At 49.3% G+C, this 14,025-nt stretch carries 15 protein-coding genes; 5 read left to right on the forward strand and 10 right to left on the reverse strand.

The features are described from left to right. Positions 1-6: 6 nt before the first annotated feature. The 3 genes from EJP77_RS09815 to EJP77_RS09825 all read left to right on the forward strand — a co-directional run bounded on the left by EJP77_RS09815 (position 7) and on the right by EJP77_RS09825 (position 2,254). On the forward strand, positions 7-828 hold the full coding sequence (locus tag EJP77_RS09815) for an ABC transporter ATP-binding protein (RefSeq protein WP_127199058.1): 822 nt from the start codon (positions 7-9) through the stop codon (positions 826-828). A gap of 2 nt (positions 829-830) precedes the next feature. Then, entirely contained in the window at positions 831-1,619 is a 789-nt protein-coding gene (locus EJP77_RS09820) for a TatD family hydrolase (RefSeq protein WP_127199059.1), read from the forward strand. 203 nt (positions 1,620-1,822) lie between these two features. Further along, positions 1,823-2,254, forward strand: a complete 432-nt coding sequence (locus EJP77_RS09825) for an ASCH domain-containing protein (RefSeq protein WP_127199060.1) — start codon at positions 1,823-1,825, stop codon at positions 2,252-2,254. Between the two features lie 12 nt (positions 2,255-2,266). Here EJP77_RS09825 and EJP77_RS09830 read toward each other — a convergent pair whose 3' ends face one another. The 6 genes from EJP77_RS09830 to EJP77_RS09855 form a co-directional block, all read right to left on the reverse strand. Further along, positions 2,267-3,022: an AAA family ATPase gene (locus tag EJP77_RS09830; protein ID WP_127199061.1), complete on the reverse strand. Its 756-nt coding sequence runs from the start codon at positions 3,020-3,022 to the stop codon at positions 2,267-2,269. A 255-nt stretch (positions 3,023-3,277) separates the two neighbouring features. After that, positions 3,278-3,838: a DUF2062 domain-containing protein gene (locus EJP77_RS09835; RefSeq protein ID WP_127199062.1), complete on the reverse strand. Its 561-nt coding sequence runs from the start codon at positions 3,836-3,838 to the stop codon at positions 3,278-3,280. 214 nt (positions 3,839-4,052) lie between these two features. Continuing rightward, positions 4,053-4,796: an oxygen-insensitive NADPH nitroreductase gene (gene nfsA / locus EJP77_RS09840; protein WP_127199063.1), complete on the reverse strand. Its 744-nt coding sequence runs from the start codon at positions 4,794-4,796 to the stop codon at positions 4,053-4,055. Then, complete coding sequence (locus EJP77_RS09845; protein ID WP_127199064.1) at positions 4,793-5,386, reverse strand: TetR family transcriptional regulator; 594 nt, start codon at positions 5,384-5,386, stop codon at positions 4,793-4,795. Before EJP77_RS09845 ends, nfsA begins: the two co-directional genes overlap by 4 nt. A gap of 143 nt (positions 5,387-5,529) precedes the next feature. After that, on the reverse strand, positions 5,530-6,699 hold the full coding sequence (locus EJP77_RS09850) for a YhgE/Pip domain-containing protein (protein ID WP_127199065.1): 1,170 nt from the start codon (positions 6,697-6,699) through the stop codon (positions 5,530-5,532). A gap of 388 nt (positions 6,700-7,087) precedes the next feature. Further along, positions 7,088-7,705, reverse strand: a complete 618-nt coding sequence (locus tag EJP77_RS09855) for a LysE/ArgO family amino acid transporter (RefSeq protein WP_127199066.1) — start codon at positions 7,703-7,705, stop codon at positions 7,088-7,090. Between the two features lie 438 nt (positions 7,706-8,143). Between EJP77_RS09855 and EJP77_RS09860 the strand changes: the two genes are divergently transcribed. Next, positions 8,144-9,532, forward strand: coding sequence for a hypothetical protein (locus tag EJP77_RS09860; RefSeq protein WP_127199067.1), 1,389 nt, complete (start codon positions 8,144-8,146; stop codon positions 9,530-9,532). A 417-nt stretch (positions 9,533-9,949) separates the two neighbouring features. Further along, positions 9,950-11,338 carry an outer membrane protein assembly factor BamB family protein gene (locus EJP77_RS09865; RefSeq protein ID WP_246021868.1) on the forward strand — a complete coding sequence of 463 codons (1,389 nt, stop codon included), beginning with the start codon at positions 9,950-9,952 and terminating at the stop codon, positions 11,336-11,338. Positions 11,339-11,608: 270 nt separating this feature from the next. On the opposite strand, the gene EJP77_RS09870 is transcribed toward EJP77_RS09865, so the two are convergent. The 4 genes from EJP77_RS09870 to EJP77_RS09885 form a co-directional block, all read right to left on the reverse strand. Next, complete coding sequence (locus tag EJP77_RS09870) at positions 11,609-12,238, reverse strand: VC0807 family protein (protein ID WP_246021851.1); 630 nt, start codon at positions 12,236-12,238, stop codon at positions 11,609-11,611. Positions 12,239-12,276: 38 nt separating this feature from the next. Continuing rightward, entirely contained in the window at positions 12,277-12,870 is a 594-nt protein-coding gene (locus tag EJP77_RS09875) for a TetR/AcrR family transcriptional regulator (protein ID WP_127199069.1), read from the reverse strand. Positions 12,871-12,932: 62 nt separating this feature from the next. Beyond that, positions 12,933-13,412, reverse strand: coding sequence for a hypothetical protein (locus EJP77_RS09880; protein WP_127199070.1), 480 nt, complete (start codon positions 13,410-13,412; stop codon positions 12,933-12,935). Between the two features lie 41 nt (positions 13,413-13,453). Then, positions 13,454-14,011: a CcdC protein domain-containing protein gene (locus tag EJP77_RS09885; protein ID WP_185897300.1), complete on the reverse strand. Its 558-nt coding sequence runs from the start codon at positions 14,009-14,011 to the stop codon at positions 13,454-13,456. Positions 14,012-14,025 lie beyond the last annotated feature (14 nt).

Genomic DNA, 14,025 nt, shown 5'->3' on the forward strand with positions numbered 1-14,025 from the left:
AAATTTATGGACAAAACATCCGCTATCCCGGGAACCCCGGTGCAGGCACCCGCACTTGAGGTTCGCGGAATCAGCAAGAGCTTCCGGGAGAAACGGCGGGAGCTGCCCGTTCTGAACGACATTTCCCTATCCGTAACTCCTGGTGAGTTTGTATCCATTGTCGGGCCTTCCGGCAGCGGCAAGAGTACCTTGTTCCACCTTATCGGCGGTCTGACCGAGCCGGATCAAGGCCAGATTCTGCTTCAGGGCCGGGATATCACCGGTCAGAAAGGGCATATCAGCTATGTTCCCCAGCAGCCGGCTTTATTCCCCTGGCGGACAATCGAGGATAATGTCATTCTGGGGATGGAGGTTGCCGGCGTACCGGTTAAGGAGGCGCGGGCTGAAGCCAGAGAATGGCTGCTTCGGGCTGGACTTGGCGGGTTTGAGACCGTCTACCCGCACAAGCTGTCCGGAGGCATGCAGCAGCGGGCTTCGTTCCTCCGCGGCCTGCTGAGCAGGCAGGAAGTGATGTGTCTGGATGAACCCTTCAGCGCACTCGATGCGCTAACCCGCAGTGATATGCAGCACTGGCTCTTGAATATTTGGGAGGAGAATAAACGCTCCGTCCTGTTCATTACTCACAATATTGAAGAAGCCCTGCTGTTATCGGATACCGTATATCTTTTCTCCAGCCGCCCGGCCACAGTGCTGCACAAGTTCCAGATTCCTTTTCCAAGGCCGCGCCGGGAGGAGATCGCGGAGGACCCCGCTTTCCTTACCCTGAAGCGAGAGCTTACCCAGTACATGCGGGAAGAACAACATAAGATGCTTGAAGGGAGCCGGTAGTCATGCTGAACCCGATCATCGACGCTCATATTCATCTTGATTCCTACGAGGAGCACGAACGCGCGAAGCTGCTGGGCGAGCTTGCAGGCTGTGGTGTAAATGCTTTGATTGCCGTCTCGATGAATCTTGAATCCTCTCTTAGGAATCAGGAGCTAGCGCTGCAATACCCAGGCATCGTTCGGCCTGCTTACGGGTTTCACCCGGAACAGAAGATACCGCCTGAAAGTGAGATGGACAAGCTGCTGCAGTGGATGGAACAGCATGCCGAACAGATGGTAGCTGTGGGCGAGATTGGTCTTCCATACTACTCCCGGCTTGAGGCGGAGGAACGCGGCGAGACCATGGATACCGCTCCTTATATCCATCTGCTGGACAAGCTTCTCGCCTTGGCTTCCAGGCTGGATAAGCCTGTCGTCCTGCACGCCGTCTATGAAGACGCGGATATCGTCTGCGACCTGCTGGAGAAGCACCGGATTACCCGGGCGCACTTCCATTGGTTCAAGGGGGCCCCGCATACGATCAAGCGCATGGCAAGCCAAGGCTACTATATCTCGTTCACCCCGGACCTGCTGTATGAGCCGGAGATTATAGAGCTGGCCCAGCGCTATCCGAAGCATCTCGTTATGGCCGAGACAGATGGCCCTTGGCCTTTCGAGGGACCATTCGAGGGTCAGATGACCCACCCAAGGATGGTAAGAGAAGTCATTGCCGCTTATGGGGCGATCCATGGCCTCACGCCTCAGCAGGCAGAAGTTATGCTGTATGCAAATACAAAGCGCTTTTACTATTAAATGTGAACATTAGCTGCTATGCCTTTGTCTTAGATCCCTGCATAGTCGACACAAGCTCTCTAATCGAGGGCTTTTTCTTATTTATACCATTAACGGTTAATCCCGTTATTATTTTGCACTATCCATTCTTATTAGACGACAGGTGTACTTCACTAACTAAAGGGTAATCTAAACAAAAAGCTAAAATGCGAGGGGGAAATTTCTTGAAAGTACTGTCGATGATTCAGCCTTGGGCAAGCCTCTTTGTTCTCGGGGAAATCAAATATGAGACAAGATCGTGGAGAACCCGTTACCGCGGACCGCTCGCTATTCACGCCAGCTTAAGAACGGATAAGGCAGCTTGCCGTGACGAACCTGTATTCTCAGTCCTTGCCAAGCATGGCTATACCGAGACGAAGCTGCCAACTGGCGTAATCCTGGCAACTTGCCATCTTGTGAATTGTTACCGGGTTACCGAGAATAGCGGGGAATCCGCAGTATTGGAGGAGGGTCAAGAGGTTACAGGTAATGAGTACCTGTTCGGTGATTACAGGGTGGATCATTTCGCTTGGGAAGTTGAGGATATGACCCTGCTCCCTGAGTTCATTCCAGCGAAGGGACAGCTTGGACTTTGGGAGCACCCCGTTCTAAGCTGAGTCTGCTCCTCATTAATCGAACAGCTCACGAAGCATTTTGTCTTTATGGTTGAGGAATTCCTTCATAATGATGTAATGATCTGTCTCTTCCAGTGTAGTGACCTCCATCCCCTCAGTCGTCAGATTATAGATGATGGAATCGGGATACGCCATAAGGATCGGGGAATGCGTGGAGATGATGAACTGGGAATTACGCTGGACCAGCTCATGAATCCGCGACAGCATGGCCATCTGACGCAGCGGGGACAATGCGGCCTCCGGCTCGTCCAGCATATAGAGCCCCCGTCCCCCGAACCGGTGGAGGAAGGCGGCAAAAAAAGACTCGCCGTGCGACTGCTCATGCAGCGATTTGCCGCCATAAGAGTTTATAATTGGTGGGGCATCAGAGAACTCTCGATCCAGCACACCTATATTCGTCGCCAAATTATAATAGCTTTCCGCCCGAAAGAAGAACCCGTCCCGGGGTCTATTCCTCCCGCGAACCAGCCGGATATGTTCATGCAGCGGAGAGTGAGTGGCCTGTGTCGAGAAATTGAAATTCTTCGTGCCACCTTCGGGGTTAAATCCCCAAGCCACAGCCACGGCTTCCATCAAAGTAGACTTGCCCATTCCATTCTCTCCAACGATATAGGTGACTTTAGGGTGGAGCTTCAGACTGTCCAAGTTGCGAACTACTCCAAGATTGTAAGGATACTGCTGGTAGGAAGGGATTCGACTCCTGTCCAGCTCGATTCTCCTGACGTACGCATCCGCCTCATAAATGCTCATCCGGCTGATCACTCCATTCTATTTTCAGCTAAGGACTATATACCCCCATATCCAGTTTACATTATATACCATATATGACAGGCGGTTAAAATAGTTCTCCATATTTCTCGATTTATACCGTAGTATAGTGAGGCTAAAATCCCGAGACAAAAGCGTTCGCTATCACTCCCATAGCCTCAAGCTCTCCTCCCAACGCCTCCCCTACTACGCCACTCTCCAGCTGCACTTCACAAAAAAAGGACCGAAGCTGTTCGCTCACGATCCTATTTGTTCATAGACAAGATTTCGGCTTCGCCGTTTCTCCAGCCGGCGCTTGGCTGTTTTGTTATACAAAGACTGAATGACATAATAAGAAATGACTCCCAATACAGCCCCGAAGACGCTCATTCCGATCAGAATATGGATCCCGCCGTGAAGCACATCCCGAATAGCGGAGAAATCACCCTTGAAGATATCCATAATCGACGCTTCATGAATGATGCCCTTATGTCTGTTCCCATGCAGCGGATAGATCCAGGAACCAAGCTTCCTTGCAAAAGGCATCAGCAGAATCGGAAGGAAGGTCAGCTTGCCGATTACATTCCCGATGATGGCCGCTGGCACAGAGCCGCCAGACAGCTTGACGACCGGATAGAAGATCAGGTAGACCAGACACGCCGATGAAATGACGATCATTTCAAGGGCAAAGCCGATCGAGAAGCCCAGAGATACCTTCTTGACGCCGCCCGGTGTACGCAGCAGCTTTAGAAAGTTCAGCTTGAAGGCCCGGTATATTTTATTGAAAAATTGCTTTTTGTTCGAATTTTTCTTATTCATAACAGACTCCTTATTATCCATATCCATATATGAGACTCCAATTCATTATAACATATATGCTCCTGCGAACCATATAAGCGGATGTTGGCGTCGGGCATGGATCATAGCGGGCCTGCTAGGTATATCCATTGTCGAGTTTATAGCAAAAGGTGAACCTGGCTGCAGGCCTATGGTGCAAAGCCTAAAGCCCGATTCACCTATACATTTCAGCCTCTTACTTCAATTCAAAACCGCGACTTCGCAGGAACTCCCGCATATGCAGGCGCGAAGGCTGAGTCAGCTTCTCAGCCATCAGCTCCGACCAAGGCGTATCCTTCTGCCCGCCGGTACGTTCACGCAGATACTCAGACGTCGTCTTGTCGTAGAACTCTACCTGTTCTTCCGTCTTGTCCGCGTCATATTCGTCCCAGTGCAGAACCGCGGGTACCGGTAATCGTGGACGAAGACCCGGCTCCTGGTCCGGATATCCGAGACACATGCCGAATACGGGATAGACCAAGTCCGGCAGCTGCAGCAGCTCGGCCACTTCGGCAATCCGGTTCCGGATTCCGCCGATATATACAATTCCAAGACCCAGCGACTCTGCAGCCACTGCGGCATTCTGGGCAGCCAGCGCGGTATCCACCGTCGCGATAATGAAGTTCTCGGTCACATCCTCGTAGGATTCCTGACCCGGGCGGTGTCTCTCCGCCGCAGATTTCAAGCGGTGTAGGTCTGCACACCATACCAGAAAAACAGGGCATTCCCGAATATAAGCCTGATTCCCTGCAAGCTCGGACAGAATTCCTTTTCGCTCCGTATCCGTTATCGCTACCACGCTAAAGGCCTGCATATTACTGGAGCTTGAGGCCGCCTGACCTGCGCTGATGATCTGCTCCACCATACTTTTACCCAGCGGCTTATCCTTGAATTTCCGGATCGACCGGTGACTTTGGAGCAGCGAAATTGTATCGTTCATGCGTCTTTCACTCCTAACCCTCGTAAAATAAACTTTACTGTCTGTTCCGGAATCTGCTCCGGATTCATCTCTTCTTCGGCAATTAAGCGTTCAAAGTTATATACCCGTTTGTGGGCAAGTGCTGCCCCTATGACCATAAGCAGCGTATTACTAAGCGAGTCGAACTCGAAAATGCCGCCTTCTTTACCCTTGAGCAGCAGCTCTCTTACCTTGCTCCATACGGGATACAAGAATTCCATCACAATATCCCTGCGGGGGGAATCCATCATCACTTCCTGCTGAACGATACTGCTGAGTTCTCTATCCTGAAAGGTGAAATGGATAATCTCCGAGATAAGCAGGCGAAGACCCGAAATCGGGTCGCTCAGCCGCTCGCTGTAGTCGCTCATTAACTTTCCAGGGAAGAACTTCTCGAACAAAGCGGTGAACACCTTTTCTTTTCCCCCAAAATGATAAGAAATAAGCGCCACATTGGCCCCAGCATCCTCACAGATCTGCCGTACACTCGTGCCTTCATACCCCTGTTTGGCAAAAAGCTTCCTGGAGGACAGCAGAATACGCATCTTGATGTCGCAATCATTATGATTCATTGCCTTAGATCCTCTCTAATAAATCTAGTCCCATTATGCGACTTTGAAACCGCATACGCAAGGCGGGTATAAGCAAAACAGCCTGCCCTCCGGCAGGCTGAATCCCGGATAGCAGGCATGAATCCTATCATATCAACGTATGCTTACACTGCATTAGCTACCGTTTCCGTGGACAGCTCCGTGTTCTTCTCGGATCCCGGCTCCCTTCTTAGAGCGACTCTTAGCAGACTGACTCCAATGCTAATGAGGCTGATCAGCAGAAGGGCTCCCACTTCCGGTCCAATTGCAGGTCCGCCGAATTGAAGATTCATCAGGCCTTCCACCGCATAGGAAGCCGGCAGGAATTCACCAATCGCTTGATACACATCGCTCAGCAGCTGGCGTGGCACCATCGCACCGGAGCTAACAAGCTGCAGGGACAACATCGTTACATTCACCAGCATTCCGGCCATGCCGAAGAGAATCAGGAACATTTGTGAGAACAGCATAAAAGTCAGGACGAACAACCCAAGGAACATCCACAGGCTCAGGAACCCGTGAGCAGCCTGGCCGCCGAGTGCCATAACCAGGGAGGAACCTACCAGGGATACGATTACAGCAGCCAGCACATTCAATAGAATGCGGGCTCCAAGGAGCTGCCATTTCGAAGTACCAGGCTTAATCATCATAGCGCCCTGCTGCACATTCATTCCCATGATCATCGCCCCAACGAAGGAGGCCAGCACCAGCATCATTGGCACCATCTGATTATTCATGCCATCAATCTTGTTCGTGAAAGTAAACTCGGAACTCACGCGCTCAGTCAGCGCGGAAGAAGTCTGCCCTGCCTGTTGGGCAGGCATTTTAAGCTGTTCAAGCACAGCCTGGGTTCCCTGAGCCGCTGCATTCCCATTCACAGACGCCGTGATGGAATTCGCTGCACTCTGCATCGCGCTCTTGACAGTAACCGGATTTGATTCGTTAATCGTATATTTAAGCTCTGCCTGCTTCCCAGGGTTCTTAAGGTTCTCGCTGAACTGCTGCGGCACCGTGACAATCATCTGAACCTCCCGGTTGTTCAGACCTTCACTCGCATCAGCAGCATTCATCGTTACGACCTGGAAAGGAAGCTTCCCAGCAAGCTGCTTACCCAGAGCCTCGCCAAACTGCCCATCCTCATTCACCACCGCGATCTTGAATTCCTGTATCCGGTCGTTAACTCCATTGTATCCCGTCATCCATATCAGGCAGAAGATCACCTGGAACGCTAGAGCCGTCACTACCCCAACAATTGTCTGTGGCTTCCTGATCAATCTTTTAAAAGTATCCAGCATGAGTCTTATCTCTCCTCTTTATCTACTCTCTCTGTTTTAAACAATCATTTAAAACGTTTGTTTAAAATATACTGTGCTCTGGTTCTTATGTCAATCCATTATAGAAAAAAAGTGTGAGAGGGATCACAAATAAGGAGTACAGGGCTTGCCTGTACTCCTTGCAAAGCTAGGTGCGCTAACTATGGATATACAGCTAGTCAGCCGTGTGAAATGTTCTTTCGATCGCTGTTGCTCTCAGACTTCTTGAATGAATTTTGAGGTGGTAGAAGTCTGAGAGCAAAGGCGAACGCTTCCGATGTAGCTTTCTTTCAGAAAGCTTTCAGAACGCTGCGCTTCTCCAGAATCATTTCACACTCTTGCCTAGAAGTCATTCTTAAGCTCAACTTATCTAGCTTGAAACGATCAACTGAACCGTCATATAGATCGCCACGATCCAAATGACGATGGCTGATATTTTATTAATCAGATTAAGAATTCCTCCGGCTCGGTCCAGGCTGCCCACCCATCTTCCAGCCGTGGCCAGTGAAGCGAACCAGAGCCAGGACACGGCCATGGTTGTCACGGTAAAGCCCCATTTAGCATTTCCTTCGTAGCGTAAGGCACTTGTTCCGATTACGCCAACGGTATCCATAATGGCATGAGGATTCAGCAGGGATACGGAGATGGCGAACAGAACCTGCTTGCGAGCAGGCAGCTTCACGCCATCTGACGATGCTGGCTTCGGTGCGCTGGTCCAGATGGACCATCCCATATAGATCAGAAACAGAATTCCGGCAGCGAACAGGGTCATTTTCAGCCAAGCCATCGTAAGCAGCAGCAGGGATACCCCATACACCGCCATTAGAATGAGCAGCGAATCACACAAGGAAGCTGCCACCACCACCGGAAGTGTTCCTGTCCACTTGGATGCGCTGGCACCCTGATTAAATACAAATACATTCTGAACTCCCAGCGGCAAAATAAGCCCCAGAGCCAATACGAATCCGTGTAATACGGCTTCTAACATAGTTAGTCCCCCAAATTCATTCTTCTCTAATCAACTATATTAGTGTACCTTCTTCACAGTCAATTTGGCTCCAGTTATTTGGATGGTTAACAGACCAACCAAATTATACTCAATAGAAACTTCTCAACCACTCTACTTGTGGGGAGAAGGTTTCTTATTTTCATCGAATCCTAACCGTTACATTCGTTATTAATTGCCTAAGAGCTTTAAAGTCGTACTCATATAGTACTTCCCCTCCTTCATCACTCATGCGTACAATAACCCGCTCTCTTTACTTGTAGTACTCATATTGGAGTACTACAAGAATTCTGAAAATATGACAAATGAGGGATTTACCATTTTCCGGCAATCCTATTTAATAGTATTAATATGTCATATTTGGAAGCTTAATAGAATGGCATATTATCTATTTCTTTTATTAAAAGGAGGATTACAGCGATGGTGAATATGAAAACGAAGGCGAAAAAAGGGTTATTATATGGCTTCATGGGACTCGTGGTGGCAGCCAGCTCGCTGCCGGGGCAGGTATCGGCAGATAGCGCTAGTCCTGAGATTGTGTGGCAGAAAGGTGCTGGGGATGAGCAACTCCAGTTGACCGGCATTTTAGAGTCATCCAACCATCAATTGTCCATCGGCGGGTTAAACGGGGATTCAATGAATAGCGAGGGTCGTCTGTTAGGCTACCTTTCCCGTTGGGATGACCAAGGTAACTCAACATGGAGCAGCAATATTACGTTGGATAATCAAGCGGATATAGATGATGCTCCCAAACCAGTGATTATCTCCGATGTCTCCCCTACGAAAGACGGCGGTTACGTGCTCAGCGGAACCTATGTTGATATGATCCCTAAATATTATCCGGCATTCATAACTAAAGTAGATCAGAATGGGAAAGTGTTATGGGCGAAAACAGTAAGCGGTGGAAGTTGGGTACGTGTGAATTCGGTAGCTGAAAGTGATGACGGAAGTATCGTGTACACCCTCTCGCCAGGCGGAATCAATGTACCCATCCCCGCCAAAGTTGGTAAAATTAACGCTTCAGGTCAAACCGAATGGATCAAGTCCAGTGAAGATAGTGGATTTTCTGGTTTTCTCGATGTAACTAATGCAGATGTAACTCCAGAAGGCGATGTCATTGTATCCGCCAATATTGAAGGTGCGGTCAAACTTTGGAAGCTGAGTCCATCGGGAGAAACGCTGTGGAATAAGACACTTCAATTGCCGGGACATGTCAAGGCTGTGAATGACGGTTATCTGGTTACTTCTACCCCTGATAGTGGTTCTACACAAATTCAAATCCTTAAATTGGACAAAACAGGGAATAAGTTGTGGAAGAATTCATACGATTTCGGTGAAGTTAACCAAGTCAATGAGGATAAAGACGGTTATCTGCTTGCGGCCGATCGTGGTCTCTTCCAAATCGATGCCTCCGGCAAGCTGATTTGGTCGAAAGAACTGGGTAAGGTTGCGGAAGCCATCCAAATCGGCGATAAGGATATCTACGCGCTGGCGGGCAATAAGCTGGTGAAGCTGACCGCTGCTAGTTCAGCCGGATCGGACAACCCGGGAGATCAGGTATCCAGCCTCAAATTTGACTCCGAGGAGTACAGTATCAGCCGGGGAGACACCTTTGACACGGTCGTAACCTGGTATGACCAGAATGGACAAGCTGTCAATGTAAGCTCCAGCGCTACCTACAGCTCAAGCCGTCCCGATGTTCTGACCATTGACGCACAAGGCAATATTACGGCTCTCAGCCGGGGAACGGCTGTTATTACGGCCAAGTACGGGAATCAGACCGTTTCTGCACTCGTAAGCGTTTATTAAATTAACCCAAGGGCCTTACAGAACGGGAGCAGCGAACTAGCAGGCTCGCCCTGGCAATGCAAATAGGCTTGCCAAATAGAACCTTCTCAACCACTCTACTTGTGGGGGAAGGTTTCTTATTTTCATCGAATCCTAACCGTTACATTCGTCATTAAGTACCTATGAGCTTTAAAGTGTACTCATATAGTACTTCCCCTCCTTCATCACTCATGATTACAATAACCCGCATCACTTTACCTTGTAGTACTCATATAGGAGTACTACAAGGATTCTGAAAATATGACATACGAGGGATTTACCAATTTCTAGTTATCAGTTGTAATAGGATTAATATGACATTTATGGAATTTGAATAGAATGGCATATTATCCGTTATCTATTCTTTTTATTAAAAGGAGGATTATAGTGAAGGTGAACATGAGAACGAGGGTAAGAAAAGGGTTATTGTATGGCTTTATGGGGCTCCTGATGGGAATCAGCTCGCTGCCTGGGCAAGTGTCTGCGGATAGTTCCAGTCCTGAGATTGTGTGGCAGAAAGAGGCTGGGGATGAGCAAATTCAACTGACCGGCATTTTAGAGTCATCCAACCATCAATTGTCTATCGGCGGGTTAAACGGGGTTCGCTCCGGCTACGCGGATCAGGGTTATCAAGCCTTTCTATCCCGTTGGGACGACCAGGGTAACTTGACATGGAGCCGCAATATTACATTGGATAATCCTATAGGGGACAAACCAGTGATAATCTCCGATGTCACCCCTACGAAAGACGGCGGTTACCTGATCTATGGTGAATATCAAAGTTTTTTCTATAGATATAATCAGGTATTCTTAGCCAAAGCAGATAGGAACGGGGAAGTATTATGGGCTAAAAATTTTAGCATGGGCAGCTTCAAAGGTTTGAGCTCTGTAGTTGAAGGTGCTGATGGAAGTCTTGTATTTGCTACTACACTAAGCTATGCAGGCCAAGTACACTTTATACCTTCCCAAGTTGGTAGAATGAATGCTTCTTCAGGTCAAATCGAATGGACGAACAAGTCTAGTGAAGATAGCGGATTTGCAGGTGATTTTGCGGCAACTAATGCAGATGTAACTCCAGAAGGCGATATCATTGTATCCGGGAATATTGAAGGTGCGGTCAAACTTTGGAAGCTAAGTCAATCAGGAGAACTGCTGTGGAGTAAACCGCTTCAATTGCCGGGACAGGTCAAGGCTGTGAATGACGGTTATCTGGTTATCTCTCCCCCTAATTATTATGGTGCTACACAGATTGAGATCCTTAAATTGGACAAAGCAGGAAATAAGCAGTGGAGACTTCCATATGACATCGGTAAAGTTAACCAAGTTACTGAGAATGAAGACGGTTATCTGCTCGCGGCCGCTCGCGGTCTCTTCCAAATCGATGCCTCTGGCAAGCTGCTCTGGTCGAAGGACCTGGGTAAAAAGGTTGCTAAATCCATCCAAATCGGTAGTCAGGATATCTACGCGGTGGCGGGCAACAAGCTGGTTAAACTGGTCGCTGCTAATTCAGGCGGATCGGACAACCCGGGAGATCCAGTATCCAGCATCAAATTTGACTCCGAGGAGTACAGTATCAGCCGGGGAGACACCTTTGACACGGTCGTAACCTGGTATGACCAGAATGGACAAGCTGTCAATGTAAGTTCCAGCGCCACCTACAGCTCAAGTCGTCCCGATGTTCTGACCATTGACGCACATGGCAATATTACCGCGATCAGCCGGGGAACGGCTGTTATTACGGCCAAGTACGGGAATCAGACCGTTTCTGCACTCGTGAACGTTTATTAAATTAACCCAAGGGACCTTGCTATGAAGTTCGCCCTGTATCAGGAGGATCCTGATGCAGGACGAATTCAGCAAGGTCCCTATTTATTTACCACGTTAATTTCATGTCCTCCCCTGCCGCCGACCATAACGGGGGCCTGCAGGAGTCATCGTATAATTTGGTTCTTATCCCCTATACGACAATCAAATTTAAAAGTCTAATACAGCCTCTCCTCTCTACGGGGACGTTAATCCCCTTACGCTGTACAAGTCCACCAAGTTCTACAGTTTCTTTTACAGACGAGGGTTCATGGCAGCAGTGCTCCGTTTCCTGTACACCCAGGTCCATAAAGCCGCGGCTCCAATGAATCCATAGAATACCAGATTCGACACTCCGAGGAACACGGCTACCGGCAGTGTATACACCAGAAGGGTCCGTACAGCGGCTTCAAGCAGCAGAGCAGCCCCCCATACTGCGGTCATAATCCGGAATACCCGCCGTACCTGGGGCTTGTGCCAGCCCTCCTCATATTTCGCCGCGGTCTCGGGAGATACGAATCGCTTGGCCAGACCGTAGATCAAAGGTCTGTTCAGCAGGAGTGACAGCAGAAAGGCCGCTCCCACCGCCCCTGTTACAATAGAGCCCCGAACCAGGAGCACCCTTTCATCGCCGCCCATAAATGCCAGCAGTGCAGCAAGCACGAACGAACCCAGCATGAGCGAGCCGAACGTGTCGAGCCGCCGGTAACGAGCGAGATACACGATATTCTCGATTAAGGGAAGAAAAGCTGCCGCCGACAAGGCCGTGAAGCTTGAGAAATGGCGGATCAGCAGCAGATAGACAAGCCAGGGAAGCAGCGCATTCAGAAGCACGGTGAGAACGATCTGCGGGAGCCATGCACGCCAGGTCAGAGCCGATTTCATGGATATGGATTCACCCGATTCATTAGAAATCTTTCGTCTTATTGCAGAGATTTGAAAAGAAGTGTAAATACATCCTGGGCCTCTAAAGTTAATGCCCCTTCGCCTGCGACTACATTCTGAACTCGTAGTCCGTAGGTGAAAATCATGAACATCCCCGCCATCTTGGCAGCATTAATCTCTGACGGGATGGCCCCAGCCTGCTGACCAGTAAGGATCCAGCGTTCCGCTGTCGTATGCGTATATTGATACACATCCCGCAGAATTGCAGCCACCTTAGGGTTATCGGCCAGACTCAGCAAATAGGTAAAAATTTTGTTGGTTACATTATCTTTATCCATGGTCTTCATCATCCCTGAGGTAATCGCCATGATCGGGGACTTAGCATCCCGTTCCGTTGCCGCGGAGACCGCTTCCTCGAACTGAAAGTTCATGGACTCTATCTTGGATTTCAGGATAAGACCGAACAGCTCATCCTTGCCCGATACATAGTGGTAGATGGCTCCCTTGGAAAGACCCGTGCGCTCAATAATGTCCTGAAGCGTTGTTTTTCGGCAGCCCTTCTCCCGGATTAGTTCTTCAGAAGAATTAAGGATAAGCTGAAAACTTGCGTTATGCGCTGCTGTTTCGTTCATGTGAATCTCTCCTTGGTTGGGAGTCGGTCAGATTGACGGCCGGCCTTAATAACCCGCCTGTCTCAGCGGTTGGCAGCAGCCGTTCTCTGAAATTCGCCCGGATATTTTACGATTAGATAGACTGCCCTGCCCAGCAAAATACCTGCGAGCGAGAACAAGAAAGGAATATACGCATTAGAGCCTGTTAGCTGAACATGTATATGAAGCAGCTGGGTGAAGCCGAAGCTGACAATGAACCGGACTGGAATGGACAACAGCCAGATGCCCAAGGTTACCAAGGAGCCCCGCCTCATATACACACCGTCCTGTTCGAACACCCGGATGAACCTTCCCTCATACATCCCTACGGCTGCGCCCATGGCGAGACTTAGAAGAAGGGATGCTATTTCACCGCCACCCAGCGACAGCTGGGTGACCATATATCCGCCATAGCAGACCAGCAGAAGCGGGAAAGTTACAAGCCCTGCGGAAATGGGACGGGGAGTAAGCTGTCTTTTTGTAATTACGATCACGGCTAAAAGCACAATCCAAATGTAGTTCATAGGTTCATATCCTCCTCATTATATACCAACCGTCGGTTTGTTTAAAGCGAAGCTGTTATAACAGACTGATCTGTCCGGGTGTCTCCCTGAGCGGCCGCTGCCCGAAGCGTTCTTCTATAGCTGATAAACATGAACAAACGCCATAAAAAGGTCAATAGCACCAGCACTGCAATATACTCGGCAAGCATTAACTCGATATCCGGACGGTGCTGTGCACTCAGGATCGGGTGACTATGGAAGATCCGGTCACGGATGGTGTAACGAAGGTAAGGGAATCCGAATAAGAAGATGTAGAATGCTGCATTCGGCTTGAATTTGATCGTGCCATCAGCCGCGGCTTGGAACTTCGTTGTCAGGATATAAGGCAGCGAAAGCAGGATGCCCAGTCCTAGTGTCCATGCCAGCTGCTCCCAGGTTCCTCGCTCAATCATACGGTAGACAATCCACGGAAGCGGTGCGAACAGGAGCCAGTCTCCCAGCAGCAGATTGAGTCCTTTCCCTTGTACCGGCCTTCTAGTCTGCCGAAACTGCTTCAACGTCATCCAGATAATTAAGGCCCACACTCCGTATCCAATTAAATCCCATTGCTGTTGTGTCATCTTTATCATTCTCC

This window comes from Paenibacillus zeisoli (assembly GCF_003994465.1).
Taxonomy (GTDB): domain Bacteria; phylum Bacillota; class Bacilli; order Paenibacillales; family Paenibacillaceae; genus Fontibacillus; species Fontibacillus zeisoli.

What these genes read in the sequence shown, in the direction of transcription:
- EJP77_RS09815 (WP_127199058.1), top strand. Translation starts at nt 7, where the DNA reads ATGGACAAAACATCCGCTATCCCGGGAACCCCGGTGCAGGCACCCGCA.
- EJP77_RS09820 (WP_127199059.1), top strand. Translation starts at nt 831, where the DNA reads ATGCTGAACCCGATCATCGACGCTCATATTCATCTTGATTCCTACGAG.
- EJP77_RS09830 (WP_127199061.1), bottom strand. Translation starts at nt 3,022, where the DNA reads ATGAGCATTTATGAGGCGGATGCGTACGTCAGGAGAATCGAGCTGGAC.
- EJP77_RS09835 (WP_127199062.1), bottom strand. Translation starts at nt 3,838, where the DNA reads ATGAATAAGAAAAATTCGAACAAAAAGCAATTTTTCAATAAAATATAC.
- nfsA (WP_127199063.1), bottom strand. Translation starts at nt 4,796, where the DNA reads ATGAACGATACAATTTCGCTGCTCCAAAGTCACCGGTCGATCCGGAAA.
- EJP77_RS09845 (WP_127199064.1), bottom strand. Translation starts at nt 5,386, where the DNA reads ATGAATCATAATGATTGCGACATCAAGATGCGTATTCTGCTGTCCTCC.
- EJP77_RS09850 (WP_127199065.1), bottom strand. Translation starts at nt 6,699, where the DNA reads ATGCTGGATACTTTTAAAAGATTGATCAGGAAGCCACAGACAATTGTT.
- EJP77_RS09855 (WP_127199066.1), bottom strand. Translation starts at nt 7,705, where the DNA reads ATGTTAGAAGCCGTATTACACGGATTCGTATTGGCTCTGGGGCTTATT.
- EJP77_RS09860 (WP_127199067.1), top strand. Translation starts at nt 8,144, where the DNA reads ATGGTGAATATGAAAACGAAGGCGAAAAAAGGGTTATTATATGGCTTC.
- EJP77_RS09865 (WP_246021868.1), top strand. Translation starts at nt 9,950, where the DNA reads ATGAGAACGAGGGTAAGAAAAGGGTTATTGTATGGCTTTATGGGGCTC.
- EJP77_RS09870 (WP_246021851.1), bottom strand. Translation starts at nt 12,238, where the DNA reads ATGAAATCGGCTCTGACCTGGCGTGCATGGCTCCCGCAGATCGTTCTC.
- EJP77_RS09875 (WP_127199069.1), bottom strand. Translation starts at nt 12,870, where the DNA reads ATGAACGAAACAGCAGCGCATAACGCAAGTTTTCAGCTTATCCTTAAT.
- EJP77_RS09880 (WP_127199070.1), bottom strand. Translation starts at nt 13,412, where the DNA reads ATGAACTACATTTGGATTGTGCTTTTAGCCGTGATCGTAATTACAAAA.
- EJP77_RS09885 (WP_185897300.1), bottom strand. Translation starts at nt 14,011, where the DNA reads ATGACACAACAGCAATGGGATTTAATTGGATACGGAGTGTGGGCCTTA.